The organism is Arthrobacter sp. UYCu512 (assembly GCF_040547075.1).
Lineage (GTDB): Bacteria > Actinomycetota > Actinomycetes > Actinomycetales > Micrococcaceae > Arthrobacter.
Genome location: NZ_JBEPPA010000007.1, coordinates 155,877 through 179,939, shown reverse-complemented (window position 1 = coordinate 179,939; position 24,063 = coordinate 155,877). Strand labels below are relative to the sequence as shown.

The following is a 24,063-nucleotide window of genomic DNA, read 5'->3' as shown; positions in this document are numbered from 1 at the left end:
CCATCGGATAGTCTTGTGAAGTTGCTTTTGAAGTAACGGATCGGGATGTGGCGCAGCTTGGTAGCGCGCGTCGTTCGGGACGACGAGGTCGCAGGTTCAAATCCTGTCATCCCGACCAATAAACAAGAGGGTCTTCCAACTGGAAGGCCCTCTTGTTGTATGTGTCCGGAATGTGAAACCCGACCGGGGGCGGGTGACGGGGATCGGGTGACAAAACAATGGCTCCGGGACATCGTGCCCCGGAGCCATCGAAGTGCCGCTGGCTACATCGGATCGGGCCAGTTGCCGACGTTGGTCGAGTAGACCATCGGATCTGGCCAGTTACCCACGGCCTGCGGTGCATTCATCGGGTCAGGCCAGTTGCCAACTGCCGTGACGCTGGTCCCAGCGGCGAAACCGGCAGACAGAACTGCCGGAGCGGCGGCGGTGAATGCCAGTGCGCCCGCCAGGATGGCGCCGGCAGCAATTTTCTTCAACATAGAGTTCCTCAATACGAGTTGGGGTCCTTACCAAGTCAGCACTACCCTTGTTGACATACATTGTAAAATGTTTTCCACAGAGCCTGTCAAGCATTTAGTACAAAGAGTGTCCGGAATGAGGAGGTATCCGTGGGGAACGGATTCGGTGAGAAGCTCCGAGCGGAACGGCTCGAGCGTGGCCTGACGCAGGCGGAACTGGGCCGCAATCTGTACTCTCCCAGCTATATCTCCCTCTTGGAGACCGGCCGCCGCGAACCGACCGCGGACGTGATCGAGGAACTCGCCCGGCGGCTGGAACTGGCACCTAAGGCGCTGGAAGCCTGGAGCCAGCCCGTATCCGTCAGCGACGCCGAATACGTGCTCTCCGGACTGTACGCCCGCCAGGCCTGGGACCTGCGGGATTATCCGCTGGCGGCCACCCATGCAGCCGCCGCAGCCCAGATCGCCCTGGAAGCCAAAAACACCAGCGCCTGGTGGAACATGACCTATATGCAGGCCGAATGCTTGATCAAACAGGGTCAGTGGCAGGAGTGCACGGACATCGTCCAGCGCCTGCTGGATCACCCGATGGCCGCCGAGTCGGCAGGCCTGGGCGTGCGGGCAAGGCAGATGCTCGCCGCAGCCTCACAGGGTCAAGGGCAGCTGGCTGCCGCCGTCGGACACGCCCAGGAAGCGGTGCGGCTCTGCGCACAGCTGCCCAAGGGCTCGACCCTGATCATCGGCGCGCTGCGCGCCCTCATCGGTGCGCTGGCCGAGAGCGGGCGGCTGGACGAGGCCTGGGAATACTGCCGGGCCATGAACGGGCAGATGGATGACCACTCCATGACCCAACTGGCCGGCGAAGTAGCCTGGGTGATCGGCAACGTGGCATTTATGCGCCATGACTACACCGAGGGCATCAGGCACCACGAACGTGCCTCCCGGTTGCTCTCCCCCGCCAACGACATCGACCTCTGGGCGCGGTTTAACAAAGCTTCCGCGGCCGTCCGGCTGTCCTCCGGCATTGTCGAGCCGGAAACCCTGAGCTCGATCGAGCGCGCCGAGCTGGCGCTCTCAATTGTGGGCGGCAACAAAACTGACGAACTTGAAGTCGCTTTTATCCGGGCCCGCTGGCTCTACCTGACCGGGGACATCGTGGCCGCAGTCCGGAAACTGCGCGACATCCACGCCGACAAGGACGCGCTCGCTAAGCACACCGCGGGCGAGGTCTCGCTGCTGCTCGGCAAAGCGCTCAAGGCCGCGGCCGAAGCCGAGGAAGCACTGGTCTACCTCGAGGAAGCCCAGAAGGAGTTCAGCGCCGCCGGCGCCTCGGACCGGGTCCAGCAGGCGATGGACGCCGTGCTGGAAATCCGGCTGGCCCAGCGCCGCGCTCAGGCCGCTGCCTTGGCCGGGACCCAGCACCGCGCGCCCGCGGAGGCCTAGGCGAACGTCCGGCCGGTGAGCTTTTCGTAGGCCTCGACGTAGCGGCCACGGGTCCGGACCACAACGTCCGCGGGCAGCGGCGGCGGCGGTGCGTCCGAGGAGCGGTCCCAACCGGATTCCGACGAGGTCAGCCAGTCACGGACGTACTGCTTGTCATAGGACGGCTGGGCTTGGCCGGGCTGGTAGGTGGCGGCATCCCAGAACCGTGAGGAATCCGGGGTGAGCACCTCATCGCCGAGGGTGACGACGCCGGAACTCGTGTCGACGCCGAATTCCACCTTGGTGTCGGCGAGGACGATGCCGCGCTGACGGGCAATTGCCTCGGCCTTTGTGTAGATCGCCAGCGTCAGCTCGCGCAGCGAGGAGGCGGCGTCGGCGCCCACGGTTTCCACAACGGCGTCGTAGGTGATGTTCTCATCATGCTCCCCGACCTCGGCCTTCGCTGAGGGGGTGAAGATAGCCTCCTCGAGCCGGGATCCGTCCACCAGCCCCTCGGGCAGGGGAATGCTGCACACCGTGCGGGACCGCCGGTATTCCTCGAGTCCCGAGCCGGTGAGGTAACCGCGGGCGATGCATTCGACCGGGAACATCTGCAGTTTTTTACAGATCATCGCGCGGCCCTCCACGGCGGCCGGCACCCCGGCCTCGACAGTTGACGCGAGCACATGGTGCTCCACGCCGAGCTGCTCGAACCACCACAGGCTCAGCTGGGTCAAAATGCGGCCCTTATCCGGGATCTCGCTGGCAAGGACGTGATCGTAGGCGCTGATGCGGTCGCTGGCGACGACCAGCACGCAGTCCTGGCCGATGCGCTCCGTGATGGACCCGTCCGCCGGAACGTAGAGGTCGCGGACCTTCCCCGAGTAGATGTGCTTCCAGCCGGGAAGATCCACCGCGGCGGTGTCCAGGCCGCCGCCCGGGGCGGACGGCGCGGGTTCGGCGGCTTCCGGCACGCCGGATTCGGAGGTGCTCATGCTCAAGCCTTCGCTTTCTGGGCTGCGGAGGTTCCGCGGTTCTGAACGCTAATCTCACCGCGGGCCGCTTTGCCGCCGATATCCGTGCGGAACTGGCTGCCCTCCAGCTGGACCAGTTCGACGCCGTCGTACGCGCGTTCCCGCGCCTCCACCAGGTCCGCGCCGAGAGCTACTACTGCCAGCACCCGCCCGCCGGCGGACACAACTTTGCCTTCGTCGTCAAGCCGGGTGCCGGCGTGGATCACGTGGACACCCTCGATCGACTCGACTTTTTTGAGCCCCCGGATCCGGTCGCCGGTGCGCGGCTCGTTCGGGTAGTTTTCGGCAGCGACGACGACGGCGACTGCGGTTTCCTTGGACCAGCGCAGCGGCTGGACCTTATCCAATTCGCCCTTGGCGGCCGCCATCAGCAGCCCGCCCAGGGGCGTCTTGAGGCGGGCCAGGACGGCCTGGGTCTCCGGATCGCCGAAGCGTACGTTGAATTCGATCACGCGGGTACCGCGGGAGGTCAGGGCCAGGCCGACAAACAGCACGCCGACGAACGGGGTGCCGCGGTGCGCCATCTGGTTGACCGTAGGCTGGGCAACGCGGTCCAGGACTTCCTGGACGAGGCCTTCCGGCGCCCATTCCAGCGGGGTATAGGCGCCCATTCCGCCGGTGTTGGGTCCTTCGTCGTTGTCGAAGATCCGTTTGAAATCCTGTGCCGGGGACAGCGCCACGGTGTTCACGCCGTCGCAGAGGACAAAGACGGACACCTCCGGGCCGTCGAGGAACTCCTCGATCACAACGGTGCCGCCGGCATCGAAGCAGCTCTGCGCGTGGGCGAGGGCCTCCTCCCGGTTGCTGGTGACAACAACACCCTTTCCCGCGGCGAGTCCATCATCCTTAACAACGTAGGGGGCGCCAAAGATATCGAGGGCGTCCGCGGCTTCACCGGCGTTGGACGCCACCCGGGCCATGGCGGTGGGGACGCCCGCCTCGGCCATCACTTCCTTGGCAAAGGCTTTGGAGGCCTCGAGCTGGGCTGCGTCTTTGCCGGGACCGAAGACGGGGATGCCCGCGGCACGGACGGCATCGGCGACTCCGGCGGCAAGAGGCGCCTCGGGGCCGACCACCACCAGATCCACTGTGAGCCTGGCGGCCAGCGCCGCGACGGCGGCGGGATCACTCGCGTCAATGGTGTAGGTGGGGACCAGCTTGCTGATGCCGGCGTTGCCCGGGGCCGCGTGGACCTCGGACACAACAGGGTCGGCAAGCAAGGATCGGACAATGGCGTGTTCGCGGCCGCCGGGGCCGATGACAAGTACCTTCACAGTTCCCAAGAGTACGTTGTGGACCGTGCAGGCTCCTAAGCTGTGACCGCCGCAGCACATGCCCAGCCCCGGCCGTGCCCACTGGACATAATGCCAACATGCCCATCCCCGCGCCTACCCGGCGGACATGTCCCTCCTGGGACGGCGGGCCATCCGGTGCAGAGGCCGCTACGAATTTCCGGTATGGACAAGCCCAGCACGCACAGACTCCGCGCGGATGAACCCGGCACAGCGAACGCCCGGCGGAAGCAGCCGGTCGTTCGCACCCCGGCGAAGGCGTTGTCCGGCCCCACCGGCCTGGCCGCGCTGGCCGGCGTCGCTGCAGCCGCCGTCGTCCTGTCCGTAGCGGAACTCATCGGCGCGTTCTTCACGGCGCGGGCGACGCCGCTGATCGCACTCGGCTCGACTTTCATCGACTTCACGCCGTCGTGGATGAAGGATTTCGCGATCGCCACCTTCGGCACCAATGACAAGCTCGCGCTATTCGTCGGTATGGCGGTTTCCATCCTGGTGCTCGCCTGTGTCCTGGGCGTTGTGGCCTACCGCAGGTGGGCACTCGGCGTCGCCGGCGTTCTGCTGATGGGCGCGGTCATCGTCGCCAGCGTCGTGACCCGGGCCGGGGTGCGGCCGGTCGACGCGATTCCCGCCCTGATCGGCACCGTTGCAGGACTCATCGCGCTCCGGATCCTCGTGACCCGGCTGTGGCGGATGCAGCAGTGGCCGGACCGGGCGGCCGACATCGCAGCCAAGGAACCCGAACGCCCCGCCACCAGCCGCCGCGCTTTCTTCGCCGCGACCGGGGTAACCGCCGCAGCCTCCGCCATCGCCGCGACCGGCGGGCGCCTGCTCAGCTCGGCCCGCAGCAACGTGGCGAAGGCCCGCGAATCCCTCCAGCTCCCCGCCCCGGCGGAACCCGCCGCCGCCGTCCCCGCCGGCGTCCAGTCCAGGGCAGCCGGGGTCACGCCGTGGCTGACGCCGAACACGGACTTTTACCGCATCGACACGGCGCTGAGTGTGCCGGAAATCAACGCCCAGGACTGGGAGCTGCGCATCCATGGCCTCGTGGACCGGGAAATCAGGCTCAGCTTCCAGGACCTGCTGGACGCGAAGCTGATCGAATCGCACGTCACTTTGACCTGCGTTTCCAACCCGGTGGGCGGGAACCTGGCCGGTAATGCCAAATGGTTGGGCATGCCCATCCGGGATGCACTCGCTATGGCCGGGCCCAAAGAGGGTGCCGACATGGTGCTCTCCACTTCAATCGACGGCTTTAGCGCCTCGACTCCGCTGGAGGTCCTGCAGGACGACCGGGACGCCATGCTGGCGATCGGCATGAACGGTACAGCCCTGCCGCTGGAACACGGCTACCCGGTGCGGATGGTCGTCCCCGGGCTGTACGGTTTTGTCTCCGCCACCAAATGGGTGGTGGACCTGGAAGTCACCCGTTTCGCGGACAACAAGGCGTACTGGACCCAGCGCGGCTGGTCCGAGCGGGGCCCCATCAAGACCATGGCCCGGGTGGAAGTCCCGAAGTCCTTTGCGAAGGTACCGGCCGGACGAGTCGCGATCGGCGGCACCGCCTGGGCCCAGACACGTGGCATCACCAAGGTTGAGGTGCAGATAGACAACGGCCCCTGGATCGAGGCAACCCTCGCCGGGGAGGCCTCACTCATCAGCTGGCGGCAGTGGTCCCTGGATTGGGAAGCGACACCGGGGCCGCACTACATCAAGGCCCGCGCCACCGACGGCACCGGCGAAGTCCAGACGGATAAACGTGCCGATCCGGTTCCGGACGGCGCGTCTGGCTGGCAGTCGCTGATGGTGACCGCGGAATAGCGCAGGTATCCCCGCCGGGCACCTTAGACTTGCTCCATGCCCTTGAATTCGCATGCCACGTTTACCGTCGAGTCCGCCGTCGAACTGGCCGTCGTTGAGCGCAGCGGCTTCGTGGAGTCCCGGCACATCGGTTCCGCCGTGCTGATCGCCGGTGACGGCACCATCGTCACCGAGCTGGGCGACATCACCACTCCGATCTTCGCCAGGTCCACGCTCAAACCGTTGCAGGCCATCGCGTCCATGCAGTCCGGCGTTCCGCTGCGCGGCGCGCAGGCAGCTATCGCCTGCGGCAGCCATGTCGGCTCGCTGGATCACATGGACGTCGTCGAGGGCATGCTCAAGGCGGCGGGGGTCACCGAAGAGCAGCTCCAGTGCCCGGCCGCCTGGCCCGAGGATGAGGACGCCCGGAACTGGCTGGTCCGCTCCGGGCGGGGCATGTCCAAACTTGCGTTCAACTGCTCCGGAAAGCACGCGGCTTTTCTTTGGGCCTGCACCGAAAACGGCTGGGACACGCACAGCTACCTTGAACCAAATCACCCGCTGCAGCAAAGCATCAGGTCGGTAATCGAGGAATACTGCGGCGAAAGCATCGCCCACCTCGGCATTGACGGGTGCGGCGCCCCGGTGGCGGCCGTCTCCCTGACCGGGCTGGCCCGGGCCTTCTCCAAACTGGCCAAGGCCCCCGGGGACAAGAACTCCAACGCCCGCGCCGCCACGATCGCCACGTCGATGCTTGATTATCCGTGGGCGGTGCAGGGCACGGGCGAGCCGAACACGATCGTTATGGACGATCTGGGCATCCTCGCCAAGATCGGCGCTGAGGGTGTGCTGGTGATGGCCACCCCGACCGGGGCCGCAGTGGCCCTCAAGGTCCTCGACGGCAACATCCGGGCCACCACGCTCGTCGGCTTGACCCTGCTCGCAGCCGCCGGCGCCGTTGACGTGCCGGAAGTGGCCAGCGTCCTGGACAAGGTGGTCTCCCCCGTTCTCGGCGGCGGCCGCCCGGTCGGCAAAATCCGCCTCGGCAACGCCGTCTCGGCGCTGCTGGACTAGCCATGGCCGTCGCCCGACGCCGGATCGCCATCGAGGAGGGCCGCGCAGCCCTCGCCGTGTGGCAGGCAGCCAACCCTCCGGCGCCGGAGGTTTCCGCACCCGCCGGCCAGGACGCCGGCCCTCCCGTCCCCCGCAGCACCCTCGCAACGGCGGTCCGCTACTGCCTGGAGGAGGTCACCGCGCGGGCACCGGGAAACTCCGTGGAGGTGCGGGTTCCGCCGTTCGGTGTCACGCAGTGCGTGGCGGGCCCGCGGCATACCCGAGGTACTCCGCCGAACGTTATCGAGTGCGACGCCGCCACCTGGCTGGCGATGGTCAGCGGGCAATTGAGCTGGGCAGAGGCCGTCGCCGCCGGGCAGGTGGCAGCGTCAGGGCTCCGTGCGGACCTATCCGGACTGCTGCCACTCTAGGGGGGCCGCTTTTTTCGCTGCTAACCGCGCCCGATGAACGGCATCCCGGCGGCGGTGACCACCAGGGATCCGACGCTGGCGGACGGCGGCATCCCGGCCATCAGCAGCACTGCACGCGCCGCGTCGTCGACCGGGAACGTCGGCTCCACACGGCTGCTGCCGTCGGCCTGGACGGCTCCTGAGCCGACTCCGATGGTGTCCATCAGTTCCGTGGCCGTATTGCCGATGTCGATCTGCCCGCAGGTGATGCCAAAACCACGGCCATCCAATTCAATGCTTTTGGTCAGCCCGGTCAGGGCGTGTTTGGTGACCGTGTACGCCACCGTCCGGGGCCGGGGCGAATGCGCGGCGATGGAGCCGTTGTTGATGATCCGGCCGCCCTGCGGCGTCTGTGCCTTCATGGCCCGGACGGCGGCAGCGGCGCACAACAGGGAGCCGGTCAGGTTAACTGCCACGGTGGCGTCCCAGTCCGCGATGCTGATCTCGTCCACGGATGCGGCAGGGCCGAAAACGCCGGCGTTGTTGAACAACACGTCCACCCGTCCCCAGCGCCCAAGGGCGGCCGCGAACAGCCGTTCGACGTCCTCCGGCACCGTAACATCGCACGGAACAGTCAGTGCCTGGGCATGACCTGCCCCGGTCTCAAGCAGTTGTGCTTCCCGGCGTCCGGCCAGCACCACCCGGTACCCGTCGGCGAGCATAAGTCGGGCGACGGCCCGCCCGATCCCCGAGCCGGCGCCGGTGACGATGGCGATCCGGCCGGGCAACTGATGTCGTGTCATCAGTCCAGCGTATGCCGGGTTGGCGTTTCACGGCAGTGATCCGGGCAAACATTGCTGCCATGTGTCACCGCGTGAGGGGCCGGCCGGCGTCCTTCCTGCCGGAGCGCTGTCCGGCACGGTAGCCAAACCAGAACGCGAACGTGGCGACGCCAAGTCCGATCAGCGCGAGGCCCGCCCATTTCCCGGCGTCCATGATCGTCAGGGCCTGGGGGGTGAAAGTCTGCTGGGACAGCGGGGCGTAGGCGAACCAGCCGAAACTCTCCTGCTGCACCGGCTGCAGGATCAAGACCAGGCCTACCGTCAGCAGCGCCAGGCCCGCAAGCGGCGCGGCGAACCGGGCCGGCCGGAAGCGGCGCCGCGGGTCGGAGACTGTGCCCTCTGTCGGATCCATGGACATACTGTAACCGGCCGCCGGCCGTCTTTGCCGCTAGCTCCGCCTGGTACGGGCTGCCAGCTGACCGATCGCACTGCCGGCAAGATTTTCCAGCAGTGCCCGGGGGCTTGAATGGACTTCGACGGCGCCGGCGTCCCGGAGTTCGGCTTCACCGGTGCCGCCGCAGGTGAGCCCGATGGCCGGGATCCCGAGTTCCCGGGCGGCGTAAATATCCCAGACCGCATCGCCCACGTAAACGGCGTCCGAGGCCAGCACGTCAACGGCCCGGAGCGCGGCCACGAGGATGTCAGGGGCCGGTTTGCTCTCCTTCGCGTCTGCAGAGCTGGTGGCGGCGTCGATGAAGGCGTCGGCACCAATCGTGGTTCGCAGTACTTCGAGGTCGCGCTCCCGGGCCGAGGATGCCAGCGCCACGGCCAGGCCGCCGTCGTGGCAGGCCGCCAGTAGCTCGCGCGCTCCCTCCAGCGGACGCAAAGCGGGCCAAAAGGTGGAAAACACTGCGGCATGGGAGGACATGATGGTGCCGTCCTCGGTGGTGTCCCGGTCAGCCGGCAGGAGCTTGCCGAGGATCCTGTCCCCACCCATCCCGATCAGGCGATGGATGTCCGCCATCGGCACCTCGTATCCTGCCTGCCGGAAAGCCTGCCACCAGGACAGGGTGTGGAGGTACGAGGAATCGACTAAAGTGCCGTCGACGTCGAACAGTACGGCGGCCTTGCCGGCGCCACGGCGCGCGGCAGAAGTCTGGGGAGCTGAGGCGTCCTGGCCACGGCTGGCTTCGGGACCTGATTCAGTGATGAGCCCGCGCTCGCTTTCCCGCAGCCAGCGATCCGCCGGAGAGCACGGTTCCGCGGCTGGTGCCGCCCGCGCTCCTACGGGGCACCTTGCCAAATGGCACGGCCTGCGCTGCCAGCCGCCCGGCACTGCGGTCCCGGATAAGTCCTGTGCCGGCGATTTCACGGGCCTGAGCGATGCCCGCCACGGCAGCCCTCTTCGTGGGGAAAGTGACCGAAACAGCCATCAGGCTGCCCGCGCCGTCAAGCATTCGAATCCGGTAGCCGCCGTCAGGCGCGTCCACGACCTCAAAATATCCAGCCATCGCACTCTCCTAATAATCCTCTATCCCAACGCCGGGATATATAGTAAGTGTACTTATCTAAGCGATGGATGAAAAGCTGTCCGGCTCAACCCGGGGGCCATGCACGGCCAACTCATCGGCCCGGATCACTGGCCGGGATGCGGGCTGGCGCCGCCGGCAGGCCATCGTCCTGCAGGATCAGGGCGCTCATCACGAGGGCAAAGTGGCTGAACGCCTGCGGCGTATTTCCCAACTGCCGCCCGTCCTCGAGGCTCCATTCCTCACTCAGGAGTCCGACGTCGTTGCGCAGCGCCAACAGGCGTTCGAACAGTTCCCGCGCCTCGTGGTGTCGACCCGCCCCCACAAGCGCCTCGACCAGCCAGAAAGAACAGGCGAGGAATACCCCTTCCCCGCCGGGCAGCCCGTCCCGGGATTCCTCCGGCTTGTAGCGGCGCACAAAACCGTCGTGGGTCAGCTCCCGCTGGATGGCATCAATTGTCCCGATCACGCGCGGGTCATCCGGAGACAGGAACCCGACGCGCGGGATGAGCAACAGGCTCGCGTCGAGCTCGGGCCGTCCGTACGACTGGACAAAGGTGTTTCGTCCAGCATCAAAGCCATTGGCCATCACGTCGGCATGGATGGTGTCCCGGAGTTCCTCCCAGCGGTCCGCGGGTCCGGGCAGGCCGAACTCCCGGACGCCGTTGACCATCCGGTCGGCCGCCACCCAGGCCATCACCTTGGAGTGGGTAAAATGCCTTCGTGGCCCGCGCATCTCCCAGAGTCCGTTGTCGGGCTCCCGCCAGACACTCTCGAGGTGGTCCATCAGTGCGAGCTGCACGTCCCAGGAGTCATCGGTGCCGGCCAGCAGCGAGGTGCGGGTCAGGGAGAGGCCATCCAGCACCTCGCCCCAGACATCAAGCTGCAACTGTCCCGCCGCCCCGTTTCCGGTCCGGACCGGCGCTGAGCCCTCATACCCGCGCAACCACGGCAGCTCCGTTTCGGGCAGCCGGCGCTCGCCGTGGATGCCGTACATGATCTGGAGTTCCTGCGGGCTTCCCGCCACCGCCCGCAGCAGCCATTCGCGCCAGGCGGCTGCCTCGTCCGTATACCCCGCCGCGAGCAACGCCTGGAGGGTCAGGGTGGCATCACGGAGCCAGCAATAGCGGTAGTCCCAGTTTCGCTCGCCGCCGAGCTCCTCCGGCAGCGAAGTGGTCACGGCCGCCACAATTCCTCCCGTGGGGGCATATGTCAGCGCCTTCAGGGTGATCAGTGAGCGCTGCACAACTTCACGGTAGGGTCCGGTAACCGTGCACCGGGCAGACCAGCGCTGCCAGAAGGACTCCGTCGAGGCCAGCGCCTGTTCCGGGTCCACCGCGCGGGGCCGCCCCAGGTGTCCCGGCGTCCAGGTCAGGACGAACGGTACCCTCTCCCCGGCCTGGACGGTAAAGTCGCTGATGGTCTGCATACGTTCGCCCCGCAGCGGCGCCTCGGTCACCAGGTAAGCCGCATCGGGGCCGGCGACGGCGCTGATCCCACGCTCGTCGCGCCGGACCCACGGGACGATGTGGCCGTAGTCGAAGCGCAGCACCAGCTCGCCGCGCATCCGGACGGTGCCGGTGACGCCCACAACAATGCGCACAATGTCCGCCGCCCCGTCGCGGGGCGGCATAAAGTCGATGACCTTCGCCGTCCCGGTCGGCGTCACCCACTCTGTTTCCAGGACGAGGGTGCCCTCGCGGTAGCTCCTTCGGGTGCATTCACCGCCACCCTCCGGGGCCAGCAGCCAGCGCCCCGCCTCGGGCGAGTCCAGCAGCGCGCTGAAGCAGGCCGGCGAGTCGAAGCGCGGCAGGCAGAGCCAGTCAATGGAACCCTCGGTACTGATCAGGGCTCCGGTGTGGAGATCGCCAACAAGTGCGTAGTCCTCTATGCGAGCCATGGGACCTACAGTGCCACACTGGTTTGGCTTGGACCACCGAACTCGGCGACCGCCGCGCGCTCCGTGCAAAGCGCCGGGCTGCTGGACCATTTGCTGACCGTCGATGAGACCGCGGCGCTTCCACCCCCGGCGAATCGGGCCCCTGTGAGAGGGTTGAGGCATGGAATTGGCCTCACACCACACCTCCGGGCGGCAACAGGTCTCCGGCACCAGGGTTTTTCGCTTGGCGCACACGGTCTCAGACACTTTCAACAGTCTGCGATTGAAGACTGCCCGGCGCTGGAATTTTGCCCCCAAGACGGTCGCCTACCAAGGCTACGGGTCGACGAGCTGGGTCCGGGTGCTCGGCCGGGTGGTCCTGACCAGCACGCTCAACCCCGGGAGCCGGGCGGCACAGGCTGCCCGGAACGGAAACCAGAACATCCGCGGCTGGCGGGCGTTTACCTCCGTGCCGGTGCAGTATTCCACGGTGGAGATCGAGATCGGCGGGGTGACTGCCCGCGTGCAGGCGGATCGCGGCGGGCTGGTGGATACCGTGGTGCAGGTGGAGTTGGCCCCGGGGTGGCACACTGCCGTGCTGCGCGCCGAAGGGACCGAGCCGGCCACAGCGAAGATCTTCGTCATTTCCCCGGATACCAAGCTTGGAATCGTATCCGACATCGATGACACCATTATGGTCACCGCGCTCCCCCGGCCGTTCCTCGCGCTTTGGAACACCTTTGTGCTCAATGAACGCGCCCGGATGGCGACACCGGGCATGGCGGTGCTGATGGATAGGCTCACGTTGGAGCACCCGGACGCTCCGGTGATTTACCTCTCTACCGGGCCATGGAACGCGGCCCCCACGCTGGCGCGGTTCATCACCAGGAACATGTACCCTTCCGGTGCCCTGCTGCTCACGGACTGGGGCCTCACCCACGACCGATGGTTCCGCAGCGGCCCCGAGCACAAACGCCGCAACCTTGAACAGCTGGCCCAGGAATTTCCGAACCTGCGCTGGTTGCTCTTCGGCGACAACGGGCAGCACGACGAAGCGATCTATTCGCACTTCGCCCGGCAGCACGGCGAGTGTGTGGCCGCCATCGGCGTCCGCCAGCTCTCCGCCAGCGAGGCCGTCTTCGCCGGCGGCCATTCGAACACCGGGGACCATACCGGTTCCAAGGTTCCGTGGATCTACTCCCCTGACGGTGCCGGCATGGCGAAGGGCCTGCAGGACCTGGGCATTCTCTAAGCCGGCACTGCCTCCGCGCCGGGAACCACCGGGCTGGCGGCCCTGTTCCGGGCCGAGAGCACTTCCTGGAGCCAGTAGTACGATGCCTTCTTTGTGCGCGTCTGGGTCCCGCTGTCCACGTGCAGCAGCCCGAACTGCTGCTTAAACCCGCCGGACCATTCGAAGTTGTCCATCAGCGACCACACGTAGTACCCACGCAGGTCGATCGACTCCGCCGCACCGCCAGGAGACGTCGCCTCAATGGCAGCTGCAATGTGGTCCGCCAGGTAGCGCACGCGGCGTTCGTCCGGGATGACGAGCCGTCCCTCCGGGTCCCGGATTTCGAGGTCTTCAAAGCTTGCCCCGCCCTCGGTGATGTAGACCGGCGGAAGGTCGGGGTATCGCCTGGCCATTTCCGCGAGCGCGACTCCCATGTATTCCGGTTTGATGGGCCACCCGTAGGCGGTGGTCTCGGTGTCCGGGAACGATGTGATGTGGAACGGGGAGCCGGACGCCGAGCCGCCCAGGTCATCCCCCATCGCCTCCGCCATTCCCTTGGGCACTGCGCCATCGCCCGGTCCGGCTGCCACCCGGGTGGGCATGTAGTAGTTGAGCCCGTAAAAGTCCAGCGGCTGCGAGATCAATGCCATGTCTTCGCTGGACGGGTCGAAGGAGGAGAAGAATGCGGCGGTCCGGACGGCGTCGGGGTACTTGCCCAGCAGCACGGGGTCCGCGTAGAGCCGGTTCTGGGCCATGTCCATCAGCCCGGCGCCGATCTTGTCCAGCGGGTTGATAGATGCAGGCACCATCGGCGAATAGACGTTCGTGATCCCGATCTCGCCCGGCACCTTGGCTGCCCGGAGTGCCTGGAGCGCCAAGCCATGGCCCAACAACTGGTGGTGGACGCTGGGCAGCGCCTTTAGCATCAGGGCTTCCCCGGGAGCGTGCAGCCCGAGCATGTAGCCGTTGGTACTGACGGTGGCCGGCTCGTTGACGGTTACCCAACGGGACACCCGGTCCCCGTAGGCGGCCGCCGCGATCGCGGCAAAGTCTCCCAGCCGGTAGGCCGTGTCGCGGTTCATCCAGCCGCCGGCGTCATCGAGCTCCAGCGGCGTATCCCAGTGATACAGCGTGGCCATCGGTGCGATCCCATTGGCCAGCAGCAGGTCAATCAACCGGTCGTAGAAGGCGAGGCCTGCCGGGTTGACCGGGCCACTTCCGCCGGGCTGGACGCGTGACCAGGACAAGGAGAACCGATATGAATCGATCCCGAGCTCCTTCATCAGGGCCACGTCTTCCGGCATCCGGTGGTAGTGGTCGCAGGCTATCGCGGGGCTGTGGTCCTCCACGATCGATCCGGGCTTGGCGGCGAACACGTCCCAGCCCGAGGGGCCGCGACCGTCCTCATCCAGTGCGCCTTCGATCTGGAAAGCCGCGGTCGCCACTCCGAGGGTGAAGCGCGGCGGCAGCAGGGCGGCCAAGCCCTTGGCGGAAGCATTCATCGGCCGGTTCCTCTTTGTCGTTTCAGGCAGTTGACTGATTTTACGCCGCTCCGAATCGCCGCGCCACGGGCTTCGGCTCAGTGCCCCGGACGACGCGGCAGCGGTCCGGTGTCAACCCTGGCTGGTGTCGGTTTTGGAAAGCGTTCCGGTGACGGGTTCCCCGTGAACGCGGGCAGTGCGCCAGGTGTCCAGGGCGATCACCCCGCCGAGGACCACCAACGAGATGGAGAGCGAGGCCAGCGCGTCAGTCAACCAGTGATAGCCCAGATAGAGCCTGCTGATCGCGGCAAAGAAGATCCCGACGCCGGCCAGGATAAAGCCCCATCCGGCGCCTGCACGGCCGGGTCGGCGGGAGAAGATCAAAAAGGTGCTGACAAGGAGGAAGTCGCAGGCGCCGAGAACGTGCCCGGACGGGAAGGAAAACGTGAAGTCGGCGCCGAAGAGCATCAGGTCTACGGGCGGGCGCTGTCGTTCGACAATGCGCCCGATGATCTGGGCAAGGATCACGCCGGTGAGCATGGCGCCGGCAAGGAGCATCGGGCGCCAGGCGTGCTTGGCGAACAGCCCCCAGGCCACCGTCACCACCAGGACGATGACCGGCAGGGCAACGGGGCCGAAGATGACAGCGAGGATGATCATGATCGTTGTAAGTGGTTCGGAGCGGAGGGCCACGAGCCCGGACCGGACAGGTTCGTCGCCCGCCGTGAGGCCGCCATGAAGGAGGACACCGGCAAGGATTGCGGCGAACAGCACGGCGCCACACACTACGAGGCCGACGGCGGTCCGATAGAGGCTTCGTCGGTCCTGCACGCTCAGGTAGCGTTCTTCGACCACAAATTTGTCGTGGAAGACCCGCCACCGTCCGGGCGACTTTCCCGTGATTTCCTTTGACATTCCTGCATCCGCCCTGCACTGTTCGTGGACATTCCGTCCGTGCAGAATATCCCGACTCCGGGTTCTCCTCCGTTTAACTGCGCTGCGGACCCGCCGGCCCGGTCGCCGGTAGCCTAAAACGATGGGCGCCATGAATGAACTAATCAACAACAGCGTGGTCGGCTCGCTGGAGCGCATCCTCGCCGCGGCCGGCCCGGCCATCCGCCTCCCCCGCCTGGCCGAAGCAGCCGGGCACCTCGACGAACTGAGCCTGCGCGAACGCACCGATCACCTCAGCCGCGCGCTGCTCACCGACCTGCCCGGCGGCTACCAGGCAACGGCGGCCATCTTCCGCCGGGCACTCGCTGAGCCGGACTTCACCGGCTGGATGATCTGGCCCGTGGGCGAGACAGCGGCCACCCTCGCCCTGGCCAGGACGGGCCCGGGCGATTTCGCGGACTGCCTGGCCCTGCTTGCCGAGCTGACTCCGCGGCTCAGCAGCGAATTCGCGATCCGGCGGCTTCTTGCCGCCGACCTGGAGCGGGCACTGCCCGTCATTCAGACCTGGACCTCGCACCCGGATTGGCACGTCCGACGCCTCGCCACCGAAGGCACCCGGGCCTACCTGCCCTGGGCAGTGCGCGTTCCGGCGATCATCGAGCACCCCGCCGCCACCTTGCCAATCCTCGAATCCCTCTACCGGGACCCGGTCGAGGACGTCCGTCGCTCGGTAGCCAACCACCTGAACGATCTGGCCCGGCACGCCCCCGAGGAGGTAGTTGCCACCGCCCGCCGATGGATGGCCGCACCCGACGCGGACACCTCCAGGGTGGTCCGCCATGGACTGCGAACCCTCGTGAAGAAGGCCCATCCCGGGGCGCTCGAGCTGTTGGGGTTTGCGCCTGCCTCGCTCGCGGTGACACCGCTGCGCCTGGACCGCACCGTCGTCGAACTTCCCGGCGAACTCGGCTTTTCCTTCGAGCTCGCCAACACCGGGACCGCGGAAGCCCGGCTCGCCGTCGATTACGTGGTGCACTACGCCAAGGCCAATGGATCCCTCGCCGGGAAAGTCTTTAAGCTCGGAACTGCCGTCCTCGGGCCAGGCGAGTCCCGGACCTTCTCAAAGCGTCACGCCTTCCGCCAGATGACCACCAGGGTCCACCATTCCGGGGACCACTTACTGCAGCTGCAGGTGAACGGGGTCCGCTTTCCGTCGGCCGGATTCACTCTGCTGGCGTAGCAGCACGGCCGCCTGCGCCAGCCGCAGGTTTTCGACAGATGCCGGCCGGTCCTTGCTGTGAGCCGCTTCACACTGTAGTTTAATCATCACTTGTAGCTTAATCAGCAACTTGTGATGCTTATTGAGCAACTCACGCAGGAATTTACGCTGGATGGAGAACACCATGTCCGAGGCACAGCACACCGCCGCCCGCAGGAGACAAACCCGGGGCAAAGTCACCGAAGTGGAAACCTACGGCATTGAGCGGATTCCGGAGAAGGACCGCAACGCAAGCCCCCTTGACCTGTTCAGGGTGTCGTTCGGCGGTGCCAACACCTTCGCGACAGCGTTCCTGGGTGCGTTCCCCATTCTGTTTGGACTCTCCTTCTGGCAGGGCCTCGCCGCAACAGTCACGGGGCTGGTGGTCGGTGCCCTCCTGCTGGCGCCGATGGCTGTCTTCGGGCCTACCAACGGAACCAACAACGCTGTGTCCTCCTCCGCCCATCTGGGGGTTCACGGCCGGGTGGTTGGATCATTCCTCTCACTCCTGACAGCCATGGCATTCTTTTCGATCTCCGTCTGGAGTTCCGGCGATGCCCTGGTGGGCGGCTTGAACCGACTGGTTGGCCTCCCGCAGGAGATGGGTTCCTTCGCCGTCGCGTACGGGGTCTTCGGTGTGCTGGTGCTCGCCGTCTGCGTCTATGGGTTTAAGTTCATGTTGCTCGTCAACAAGATTGCCGTCACCGCGGCCACGCTGCTCTTCGTCGTTGGTTTCATCGCCTTCGCCGGCGACCTCAACCTGAACTTCGAGGGCGCCTTCGGAACCGGGTTCGACGGCGTCGGCATCGCGGGCTTCATCCCCGCCTTCATCGGCGCAGCACTGATCGTGATGTCCAACCCGATCTCCTTCGGTGCCTTCCTGGGAGACTGGGCACGTTACATCCCCACCGACACACCCAAACGCCGGGTGATGGGGGCCGCGCTCCTCGCGCAGCTGGCCACCCTGGTGCCGTTTGTCTTCGGGCTCGCGACAGCCTCCATCATTGCCGCCAAGGCACCGGAGTTCATGGACCCGGCGGCTCCGAATTACGTCGGCGGACTGCTGGCAGTCTCCCCGGCCTGGTACTTTGTGCCGCTCTGCGCCATCGCCCTCATCGGCGGCATGTCCACCGGCGCGACCTCCCTCTACGGAACCGGCCTGGACTTCAGCAGCGTCTTCCCGCGCTTCAACCGGGTGCAGGCCACCCTGTTCATCGGCGTCCTGGCCATCGTCTTCATCTTCGTCGGCCGCTTCGCCTTCAACCTGGTCCAGAGCATCTCGACCTTCGCCACCCTGATCGTCACGTGCACCGCTCCCTGGATGGTCGTTATGATCATCGGCTTCATCACCCGCCGCGGCTGGTACGACGCAGACGCCCTCCAGGTCTTCAACCGCCGCCAGACCGGCGGCCGGTATTGGTTCAACCACGGGTGGAACCCACGCGGCATGGGTGCCTGGCTTGTCAGCGCCGCGGTCGGCCTGAGCATGGTCAACATGCCCGGCCAGTTCCAGGGGCCGCTGGGCAACCTGGCGGGCGGCGTTGACATCAGCCTGCCGGCATCGCTGGCGCTCGCCGCCGTCCTCTACCTCGGCATGCTGTGGATCTTCCCGGAACCGCGCGAGGTGTTCCCGGCCGCCGGGCCCCGCTGGATCCCCTCGAAGGACACCGCGGTCCGGCCGGTGCTGGACGCAGACGGGAACATCGTTCCGGCCGCTTTCGACGACGGTGCCAACGGTACCGGCGGCGCTGGCGACATCGATGCAACCGTGCCGCACCAGCGCAGTGGCCGTGAGCCGGAACTGGTGGCCGGGTCATGACCTGGATGGATCTTAGCGTGCCCCTGCGCACCGGGATGCCCGTCTACCCGGGCGACCCTGACGTCCGGATTGAAAGTGCGCTGACCGTTGACGCAGACGGCGCAAATGTCCTCTCGCTCGCCATCGGAACCCACTCCGGAACCCACGCAGATGCACCCCGGCACGTCAGTGACGAGTGGGAAGCCCTGGACGAGCTGCCGCTGGGCCTCTTCAGCGGCGCCGCTGAACTGGTGGATCTCCGCGGTGTGGATCGCGGCGCACCCATTACCGCGGCGCACCTCGCGGGGATCGCCCCGGCGAACAACGACGAACCGGGCGACGGCGAACCCGACGACGGCGGTCCGCAACGGATCCTGCTGCTGCGGACCGGGTTCGCCGGGGCCTGGGGAACTGCAGAGTACCTGGAGCACCCCTGGCTGGACGCCGCCGCGGCGCAGCTGATCATCGACCGCGGCTATCGGGCAGTGGGCCTCGATGCCCTGAGCGTGGATCGCACCCCGAACGCCGGCCACGATACTGGGGCAGCCGACCACGGGTTTCCGGCCCACAACATCCTGGCCGGGAACGGCTGCATCATTGTGGAAAACCTCACCGGGCTCGAACAGGTCCAGAGCACCCTCGAGGCCGGCGCCGCCGTCGAGGTCTTCCTCTTTCCGCTCAGCATTCCCGGCGCGGACGGCGCCCCGATCCGCGCCGTGGCACGGCCGCTGGCTGCCGCGCCACCGGCGCCGCAGCTGCCCGGCGGCCGGGACCTCAGCCGCACGGAGGTCCAGGACGCAGCGGATCGCCTTGTCGCAGCGTTTGCAGCCTGCGACACCGACGCCTACTTCGCCGCCTTCAGCGCCGACGCGACCTTCATCTTCCACCCGGAAGCGGAAAGTCCTTCCTCCCGGTCCGCCTACCGGGACCTCTGGCACAGTTGGCTCGAATCCGGCTGGCGGGTATTGGAGTGCCGCAGCACCGAGCAGAACATTCAGCTGCTGGGAGCCACAGCAGTGTTTTCGCATCGCGTGGCCACTACCGTCCAGACCGATCACACGGGAGGACGCTTTGCCAGCGACGAACGGGAAACCATCGTTTTCCACCGCTCAGAGGACGGCAGCATCCACTGTGTCCACGAGCACCTTTCACTGTTCCCCGCGTGATCACGGGTACCAACACCGGCGCGCGGGGATTTGACGCGCCCACAAGTATGACGTTACTGTCCTTTCAATCATTGGGGCCAACGAGAAGTACACACGAAAGACAGTGCAATGATCACCACCACCGACTCCATTGAGATCCAGGTCGAGAACCGCCACATCCTGGACGAGCGCCTTAACGCCGCCGTCCTCGGACTCCAGCAGATCGCGATGGCCACCGGGACCCAGGGCATCCTGATCACCCGGCACAAGCCCGGCCACTACACGGCGGAGCTGTCCGACCTGGTCCCTTTCGGCATGACCCGGGAAATCATTCACTAGTCCTGGCGCAGGGTTGCCGTCCGCTCCAGTTGCGGACGGCAACCCGACGCTCAGCTTCCCGCCTCAGCTCCGGCCCTCGTCAGCGCCGCCTCCAGCAGTTCAATATCGATCCGCGCGTGCATCACGCCGATGGTCGCTGCCTCTGCCGGGCGCTGCCCGCAGATGGCCTCCACCAGCCGCTCATGATCGGCTAGCGCCCGGAGCTCCATTTCCTGCATTCCCTCGGGGAAACCCCAAAGGTGGGCTGGTGCGCCGAGCCCGATCTGGGCCTCAAGTTCCAGGAGGATGCGGGTCAGCGTCAGGTTGTGGGAGGCCTCCGCTATAGCCAGATGGAGCCGAGCGTCCGCCTTTTGCGAGGCGCGGCCCGACTCGGCGGCACGGTAAGCGTCAAGTCGTTCGCGCAGGACCGCCGCATCAGCCGCATTTCTGTTTTCAGCCGCGGCCCGGGCGATCGCTCCGTGGAGCTGGACCATGGCTTCGCACGTGTCACGCAGCGATTCCCAGCGAGAGGTGAGTGTCCTTTGTACTGACGCGTTCGACGCATCAGTCCACTGTTCCCGAACAAAGGATCCCCCTGCGCGGCCGCGTTGGGTGGCGAGCAGGCCCTGGTCAACGAGTCGTCCGATTGCGGTCCGGACCGTCATTCTTCCAACGTGGAGCGACTCCGCGAGGTCGCGTTCTGACGGCAGGCGCGCGCCCGGCAGATACTCCCCGACGGCGATCGCCGTGATGAGCCGGTCGGTAATTTCATCCGCCCGGGACGACGCGGCCAGAGGTGTGTCCAGCGTCCTTTCGGGACCGTCATCTTTGCTCTTGGCCATGGGACAAACCTATACATATTTCTAAAAGGTCTTGGAATTAGACCATTTATGCGCAAGGATAATGCTCACGCCCGACCAAAGGATCGCACGTGACAAGCCTCACAACCCACCGGGTTCCCTTCGGCCAATGGGAGACCTGGACAGCAGTCTTCGCCCCTGATCTTCCCGTACCCGGCGCGCTTCCGCTCATCGTGCTTCACGGCGGACCGGGCATGGCGCACAACTACCTCAAGAACCTTGAGGCGTTAACGGCCACCGGGCGCACAGTCATCCTCTACGACCAGCTCGGCTGCGGAAACAGTTCGCACCTACCAGATGCGCACGACGGTTTTTGGGTACCGGAACTCTTTGTTGACGAGTTCCACAACCTGCTGGAGTACTTCCGCATCGGCAGCTTCCACCTGTTGGGGCAGTCCTGGGGCGGCATGCTGGGTGCCGAAATCGCGGTGCGGCAGCCCTCGGGCCTGGCAAGTCTTTCCATCTGCAATTCGCCGGCTTCGATGGAGCTATGGGCGAAGGCCGCCGCGGAGCTCAGGAAGGACCTGCCCCGCGAGGTCCGGGATGCGCTGGCTCTCCACGAGAAGGCGGGCACGTTGACTTCCCCGGAATATTCGGCGGCGACCATGGCCTTCTACGAGCGCCACGTCTGCCGCATCTCGCCGCTTCCCGCCGATTTTGAGCACAGCGTGGCTCAAATGGAAGCCGAACCGACGGTCTACCACACCATGAACGGCCCCAATGAGTTCCACGTCATCGGAACGCTCCGCGACTGGAGCGTCATCGACCGGTTGCACCTTGTGAGGGCCCCAACGCTGATTGTCGCCGGTGAATTCGACGAAGCAACCCCTGCCACATGGGCCCCATTCATCACCAATATTCCGAAGGTGGACAGCCACGTCTTCCCCGGGGCAAGCCACTGCACCCATCTGGAACAACCCGAGGAATTCCAGCGAGTAATCGCCGCCCACCTGGCCCGCCATGATCAGCCACGCCACTCCTAGCACCGCCTCCGCCACTCCCCTCCCAGAAAGTACCCGATGGCAAATTCATCCAGCTCCCCTGAACTCAGCGCCCAACAGCAGCTCGAAGCGTTCGGCTACAAGCAGGAACTGAAACGGTCAGTGTCCACCGCTGACTTGCTCGTCTATGGACTCGTTTTTATGGTCCCGATCGCCCCGTGGGCTATTTTCGGCGTTGTCTATAACGCGGCCGGCGGTATGGTCCCGCTGGTTTACGCTATTGGACTTATCGCCATGATCTTCACTGCCCTTGCCTATCAGCAGATGGCCAAGTCCATCCCCCTCGCCGGTTCGGTGTTCTCCTACGTGGGGCGCGGGCTACATCCCACCGCCGGGTTTTTTGCCGGGTGGGCAATCCTGCTGGACTATCTCCTCGTCCCGACGCTCCTGTACGTTTTTGCTGCCGAGTCGATGGTGGGCATCTTTCCTGACTCCCCGCGCTGGCTATGGGCGCTGATCTTTGTGGCTGTCAACACCGTCGTTAATCTGCTCGGCATCAGCTCGATCAAACGGATGAACCGCATCTTCCTGGCAATTGAACTCATCTTTGTCGTCATTTTCGTCGTGATCGCCGTTAATGCCCTGGCCACAAACGCTGTTCCGGGCGCCGAACTGACCATGAACCCGATCTGGGACGCAACCAAGGTGACGGGTCCGCTGATCGCCTCGGCCCTGTCCATAGCGGTCTTGAGTTTCCTCGGGTTTGACGGCATTTCCACCATGTCTGAGGAAGCCACCGGCGGCCGCAACGCTGCCGGACGGGCCATGATCATGGCGCTGTTCCTGGTGGCGTTCCTGTTCATCCTGCAGACCTGGCTGGCCAGCGCCCTGGCAGGCGGCCGGGAATCATTCAACGATGACGAGGTCGGCAATGCCTTCTTTACGATCGTCGCGGCCGCCTCGAACAGCGGCTGGATGACGGCGTTTTTTGTGGTGAACGTCCTCGCTATCGGAGTGGCGAACGCCATGGCCGCACAGGCCGCCACCTCCCGGCTGCTGTACTCGATGAGCCGCGACCGTCAACTGCCCCGGTTCCTGTCCCGGATTGACAGCCGGCAGGTTCCCCGCAACGCCATCATCCTGGTGTCCGCCATCTCGGCGGTCCTTGTCTTGTTCTTTGTGGGACAGATTGACGTCATCTCCGCGCTGGTGAACTTCGGCGCACTTTTCGGGTTTATGCTCCTGCACCTGTCGGTCATTTTTCACTACATCGTGCATCAGAAGTCGAAAAACTATGTGCTCCATCTTCTGGTGCCGGTCCTGGGCTTCCTGATCATTGGCTATGTGCTGCTCAACGCGGCTCCGGAGGCAAAAATCGGCGGCGCCATCTGGCTCGCAGTAGGAGCCGGAGTCTTCGCATACTACAAATACACCGGCCGGACACCTGACCTCAGCGAAGAGAACAACGGCGGGCCGGAGTTGTCCATGAGCGCAACGGAGTCCCAGCGATGACCGCCAGCGCTGAACATTTCCTCGACAAATCCCACGGGAAGTTCTCGTTCTCCGGAAGGGAAGAACCTGCGCTGCGAATCGCACCCGGAACCGGTGAGCGGATCGCGTTCGAGACCAGCGACGCCGTCTACGCGGAACTGCACGTTCATCACGACCTTGACCGGCTCACCGTTGGCATCAATCCCGTCACCGGACCGGTCTTCGTGGACGGGGCGGAGCCGGGCGACGCCCTGATCGTCACGATTCACGAGATCCTGCTCAACGACTGCGGCTGGTCCGTCAGCCTGCCGGGAACGGGGGCACTGCGCCACGTGATGGGTCGGGAGATGTTCACCAGGCGGATCCCGATCGACGCTGACGGAGTGCACGTAACCGACCGGCACGTCTTCGATCCCCGGCCGATGATCGGCTGCATCGGCACAGCACCGGCAGAGGGGGAAAACTCCACCGTTATGCCAAGCTTCGCCGGCGGCGGGAACATGGACCTCACGGGGTGCCGGCCAGGCTCGAAGGTGTATCTGCCGGTCATGGTGGAAGGCGCGTACCTCTCGATCGGAGACATCCATGCCCTGATGGCCGAAGGCGAGTCGTCATTCGTGGCCATCGAGGCCGAGGGAACAGCCGTAATCAGCATTGAGCTGGCAAAAGACATGAACCTCCGCGCCCCCCGGATCGAGACCGGTGAGGAATGGATCTTCGTCGGCCTGGGCAACCCAGTCCAGGAAAGCATCACCCGCGGCTACGAAGACATGTTCCACTTCCTCGTCAAGGACCACGGCTGGGAGCGGGAAGACGCCTACGCCGTGCTCAGTGCAGTCGGCGACTCCCGTCTCGGCGGACCGACAGGATCATCGGCGCCGGACCCGCTCCACCCGTTCACCCCCGTGGGGGCAGTCACTGTGCACCGCCTGCCCAAGAGTGTGCTGACGCCACAGTCCTGAACTGGAGCCGCTCAAAATGGCTGAGCCT

Annotated in this window: 23 protein-coding genes and 1 tRNA gene; 13 read left to right on the top strand and 11 right to left on the bottom strand. The window is 65.8% G+C overall.

Annotation, left to right across the window (positions count from 1 at the left end):
* Positions 1 to 41 precede the first annotated feature (41 nt).
* A tRNA-Pro gene (locus ABIB49_RS09565) sits at positions 42 to 118 on the top strand.
* A 145-nt stretch (positions 119 to 263) separates the two neighbouring features.
* On the opposite strand, the gene ABIB49_RS09560 is transcribed toward ABIB49_RS09565, so the two are convergent.
* A complete protein-coding gene (locus tag ABIB49_RS09560; protein WP_226775458.1) occupies positions 264 to 479 on the bottom strand; it encodes a hypothetical protein in 216 nt (71 codons plus the stop codon).
* A gap of 129 nt (positions 480 to 608) precedes the next feature.
* Here ABIB49_RS09560 and ABIB49_RS09555 point away from each other — a divergent pair, with 129 nt between their 5' ends.
* A complete protein-coding gene (locus tag ABIB49_RS09555) occupies positions 609 to 1,901 on the top strand; it encodes a helix-turn-helix domain-containing protein (RefSeq protein WP_226775457.1) in 1,293 nt (430 codons plus the stop codon).
* On the opposite strand, the gene ABIB49_RS09550 is transcribed toward ABIB49_RS09555, so the two are convergent.
* Together ABIB49_RS09550 and purD are read right to left on the bottom strand one after the other, a co-directional pair.
* Positions 1,898 to 2,875: a phosphoribosylaminoimidazolesuccinocarboxamide synthase gene (locus ABIB49_RS09550; protein ID WP_226775456.1), complete on the bottom strand. Its 978-nt coding sequence runs from the start codon at positions 2,873 to 2,875 to the stop codon at positions 1,898 to 1,900. The two genes, ABIB49_RS09555 and ABIB49_RS09550, sit on opposite strands and share 4 nt — an antisense overlap.
* 2 nt (positions 2,876 to 2,877) lie before the next feature.
* Positions 2,878 to 4,188 carry a phosphoribosylamine--glycine ligase gene (purD, locus tag ABIB49_RS09545; RefSeq protein WP_226775507.1) on the bottom strand — a complete coding sequence of 437 codons (1,311 nt, stop codon included), beginning with the start codon at positions 4,186 to 4,188 and terminating at the stop codon, positions 2,878 to 2,880.
* Positions 4,189 to 4,371: 183 nt separating this feature from the next.
* On the opposite strand from purD, the gene ABIB49_RS09540 reads away from it, so the two are divergent.
* From ABIB49_RS09540 to ABIB49_RS09530, 3 genes are read left to right on the top strand one after another with little or no spacing between them, the layout of a single operon-like run.
* Positions 4,372 to 6,024, top strand: a complete 1,653-nt coding sequence (locus ABIB49_RS09540; RefSeq protein ID WP_282358718.1) for a molybdopterin-dependent oxidoreductase — start codon at positions 4,372 to 4,374, stop codon at positions 6,022 to 6,024.
* Positions 6,025 to 6,060: 36 nt separating this feature from the next.
* Positions 6,061 to 7,077, top strand: a complete 1,017-nt coding sequence (locus ABIB49_RS09535) for an asparaginase (RefSeq protein WP_226775454.1) — start codon at positions 6,061 to 6,063, stop codon at positions 7,075 to 7,077.
* Positions 7,078 to 7,079: 2 nt separating this feature from the next.
* On the top strand, positions 7,080 to 7,487 hold the full coding sequence (locus tag ABIB49_RS09530; protein WP_226775453.1) for a sterol carrier family protein: 408 nt from the start codon (positions 7,080 to 7,082) through the stop codon (positions 7,485 to 7,487).
* Positions 7,488 to 7,507: 20 nt separating this feature from the next.
* On the opposite strand, the gene ABIB49_RS09525 is transcribed toward ABIB49_RS09530, so the two are convergent.
* From ABIB49_RS09525 to ABIB49_RS09505, 5 genes are all read right to left on the bottom strand, one after another.
* A complete protein-coding gene (locus ABIB49_RS09525; protein WP_253031990.1) occupies positions 7,508 to 8,269 on the bottom strand; it encodes an SDR family oxidoreductase in 762 nt (253 codons plus the stop codon).
* A gap of 64 nt (positions 8,270 to 8,333) precedes the next feature.
* Positions 8,334 to 8,660 (bottom strand): hypothetical protein, encoded by a 327-nt coding sequence (locus tag ABIB49_RS09520; protein ID WP_282358719.1) that lies wholly within the window; start codon positions 8,658 to 8,660, stop codon positions 8,334 to 8,336.
* Positions 8,661 to 8,696: 36 nt separating this feature from the next.
* On the bottom strand, positions 8,697 to 9,365 hold the full coding sequence (locus tag ABIB49_RS09515) for an HAD family hydrolase (protein WP_282359038.1): 669 nt from the start codon (positions 9,363 to 9,365) through the stop codon (positions 8,697 to 8,699).
* 85 nt (positions 9,366 to 9,450) lie between these two features.
* The gene (locus ABIB49_RS09510; protein WP_226775450.1) at positions 9,451 to 9,759 is read right to left on the bottom strand and encodes a YegP family protein; all 309 of its coding nucleotides are present in this window, start codon (positions 9,757 to 9,759) and stop codon (positions 9,451 to 9,453) included.
* A gap of 112 nt (positions 9,760 to 9,871) precedes the next feature.
* Positions 9,872 to 11,677, bottom strand: coding sequence for a glycoside hydrolase family 15 protein (locus ABIB49_RS09505; protein WP_282358720.1), 1,806 nt, complete (start codon positions 11,675 to 11,677; stop codon positions 9,872 to 9,874).
* A 262-nt stretch (positions 11,678 to 11,939) separates the two neighbouring features.
* Between ABIB49_RS09505 and ABIB49_RS09500 the strand changes: the two genes are divergently transcribed.
* A complete protein-coding gene (locus tag ABIB49_RS09500) occupies positions 11,940 to 12,908 on the top strand; it encodes an App1 family protein phosphatidate phosphatase (RefSeq protein WP_282358722.1) in 969 nt (322 codons plus the stop codon).
* Here the strand turns inward: ABIB49_RS09500 and ABIB49_RS09495 are convergent.
* Both ABIB49_RS09495 and ABIB49_RS09490 read right to left on the bottom strand, forming a co-directional pair.
* The gene (locus ABIB49_RS09495) at positions 12,905 to 14,389 is read right to left on the bottom strand and encodes a glycoside hydrolase family 1 protein (RefSeq protein WP_282358724.1); all 1,485 of its coding nucleotides are present in this window, start codon (positions 14,387 to 14,389) and stop codon (positions 12,905 to 12,907) included. The two genes, ABIB49_RS09500 and ABIB49_RS09495, sit on opposite strands and share 4 nt — an antisense overlap.
* 111 nt (positions 14,390 to 14,500) lie before the next feature.
* Positions 14,501 to 15,283: a phosphatase PAP2 family protein gene (locus tag ABIB49_RS09490; RefSeq protein WP_282358726.1), complete on the bottom strand. Its 783-nt coding sequence runs from the start codon at positions 15,281 to 15,283 to the stop codon at positions 14,501 to 14,503.
* Between the two features lie 130 nt (positions 15,284 to 15,413).
* Between ABIB49_RS09490 and ABIB49_RS09485 the strand changes: the two genes are divergently transcribed.
* The 4 genes from ABIB49_RS09485 (at position 15,414) to ABIB49_RS09470 (ending at position 19,802) form a co-directional block, all read left to right on the top strand.
* Positions 15,414 to 16,502: a DNA alkylation repair protein gene (locus ABIB49_RS09485; RefSeq protein WP_282358728.1), complete on the top strand. Its 1,089-nt coding sequence runs from the start codon at positions 15,414 to 15,416 to the stop codon at positions 16,500 to 16,502.
* 163 nt (positions 16,503 to 16,665) lie between these two features.
* A complete protein-coding gene (locus ABIB49_RS09480; protein WP_282358729.1) occupies positions 16,666 to 18,339 on the top strand; it encodes a purine-cytosine permease family protein in 1,674 nt (557 codons plus the stop codon).
* A gap of 17 nt (positions 18,340 to 18,356) precedes the next feature.
* Positions 18,357 to 19,484, top strand: a complete 1,128-nt coding sequence (locus ABIB49_RS09475; protein ID WP_282358730.1) for a cyclase family protein — start codon at positions 18,357 to 18,359, stop codon at positions 19,482 to 19,484.
* A gap of 108 nt (positions 19,485 to 19,592) precedes the next feature.
* Positions 19,593 to 19,802 carry a hypothetical protein gene (locus ABIB49_RS09470; protein WP_226775443.1) on the top strand — a complete coding sequence of 70 codons (210 nt, stop codon included), beginning with the start codon at positions 19,593 to 19,595 and terminating at the stop codon, positions 19,800 to 19,802.
* 50 nt (positions 19,803 to 19,852) lie between these two features.
* Here the strand turns inward: ABIB49_RS09470 and ABIB49_RS09465 are convergent, their stop codons facing one another.
* Positions 19,853 to 20,623, bottom strand: a complete 771-nt coding sequence (locus tag ABIB49_RS09465; protein ID WP_226775442.1) for a FadR/GntR family transcriptional regulator — start codon at positions 20,621 to 20,623, stop codon at positions 19,853 to 19,855.
* 89 nt (positions 20,624 to 20,712) lie between these two features.
* Between ABIB49_RS09465 and ABIB49_RS09460 the strand changes: the two genes are divergently transcribed.
* Genes ABIB49_RS09460 through ABIB49_RS09450 form a run of 3 tightly spaced genes read left to right on the top strand, consistent with a single transcriptional unit; the run spans position 20,713 to position 24,035 of the window.
* Positions 20,713 to 21,624: a proline iminopeptidase-family hydrolase gene (locus ABIB49_RS09460; RefSeq protein ID WP_282358733.1), complete on the top strand. Its 912-nt coding sequence runs from the start codon at positions 20,713 to 20,715 to the stop codon at positions 21,622 to 21,624.
* 36 nt (positions 21,625 to 21,660) lie between these two features.
* Entirely contained in the window at positions 21,661 to 23,094 is a 1,434-nt protein-coding gene (locus ABIB49_RS09455; RefSeq protein ID WP_282358735.1) for an APC family permease, read from the top strand.
* Positions 23,091 to 24,035, top strand: coding sequence for an acetamidase/formamidase family protein (locus tag ABIB49_RS09450; RefSeq protein WP_282358736.1), 945 nt, complete (start codon positions 23,091 to 23,093; stop codon positions 24,033 to 24,035). Before ABIB49_RS09455 ends, ABIB49_RS09450 begins: the two co-directional genes overlap by 4 nt.
* The last annotated feature ends 28 nt before the right edge of the window (positions 24,036 to 24,063 follow it).

Excerpts from the sequence above, each read along its gene's own strand:
- ABIB49_RS09560 (WP_226775458.1), bottom strand. The coding sequence starts at position 479 with ATGTTGAAGAAAATTGCTGCCGGCGCCATCCTGGCGGGCGCACTGGCA.
- ABIB49_RS09550 (WP_226775456.1), bottom strand. The coding sequence starts at position 2,875 with ATGAGCACCTCCGAATCCGGCGTGCCGGAAGCCGCCGAACCCGCGCCG.
- ABIB49_RS09540 (WP_282358718.1), top strand. The coding sequence starts at position 4,372 with ATGGACAAGCCCAGCACGCACAGACTCCGCGCGGATGAACCCGGCACA.
- ABIB49_RS09535 (WP_226775454.1), top strand. The coding sequence starts at position 6,061 with ATGCCCTTGAATTCGCATGCCACGTTTACCGTCGAGTCCGCCGTCGAA.
- ABIB49_RS09530 (WP_226775453.1), top strand. The coding sequence starts at position 7,080 with ATGGCCGTCGCCCGACGCCGGATCGCCATCGAGGAGGGCCGCGCAGCC.
- ABIB49_RS09525 (WP_253031990.1), bottom strand. The coding sequence starts at position 8,269 with ATGACACGACATCAGTTGCCCGGCCGGATCGCCATCGTCACCGGCGCC.
- ABIB49_RS09520 (WP_282358719.1), bottom strand. The coding sequence starts at position 8,660 with ATGGATCCGACAGAGGGCACAGTCTCCGACCCGCGGCGCCGCTTCCGG.
- ABIB49_RS09510 (WP_226775450.1), bottom strand. The coding sequence starts at position 9,759 with ATGGCTGGATATTTTGAGGTCGTGGACGCGCCTGACGGCGGCTACCGG.
- ABIB49_RS09505 (WP_282358720.1), bottom strand. The coding sequence starts at position 11,677 with ATGGCTCGCATAGAGGACTACGCACTTGTTGGCGATCTCCACACCGGA.
- ABIB49_RS09495 (WP_282358724.1), bottom strand. The coding sequence starts at position 14,389 with ATGAATGCTTCCGCCAAGGGCTTGGCCGCCCTGCTGCCGCCGCGCTTC.
- ABIB49_RS09490 (WP_282358726.1), bottom strand. The coding sequence starts at position 15,283 with ATGTCAAAGGAAATCACGGGAAAGTCGCCCGGACGGTGGCGGGTCTTC.
- ABIB49_RS09485 (WP_282358728.1), top strand. The coding sequence starts at position 15,414 with ATGAATGAACTAATCAACAACAGCGTGGTCGGCTCGCTGGAGCGCATC.
- ABIB49_RS09480 (WP_282358729.1), top strand. The coding sequence starts at position 16,666 with ATGTCCGAGGCACAGCACACCGCCGCCCGCAGGAGACAAACCCGGGGC.
- ABIB49_RS09470 (WP_226775443.1), top strand. The coding sequence starts at position 19,593 with ATGATCACCACCACCGACTCCATTGAGATCCAGGTCGAGAACCGCCAC.
- ABIB49_RS09465 (WP_226775442.1), bottom strand. The coding sequence starts at position 20,623 with ATGGCCAAGAGCAAAGATGACGGTCCCGAAAGGACGCTGGACACACCT.
- ABIB49_RS09455 (WP_282358735.1), top strand. The coding sequence starts at position 21,661 with ATGGCAAATTCATCCAGCTCCCCTGAACTCAGCGCCCAACAGCAGCTC.
- ABIB49_RS09450 (WP_282358736.1), top strand. The coding sequence starts at position 23,091 with ATGACCGCCAGCGCTGAACATTTCCTCGACAAATCCCACGGGAAGTTC.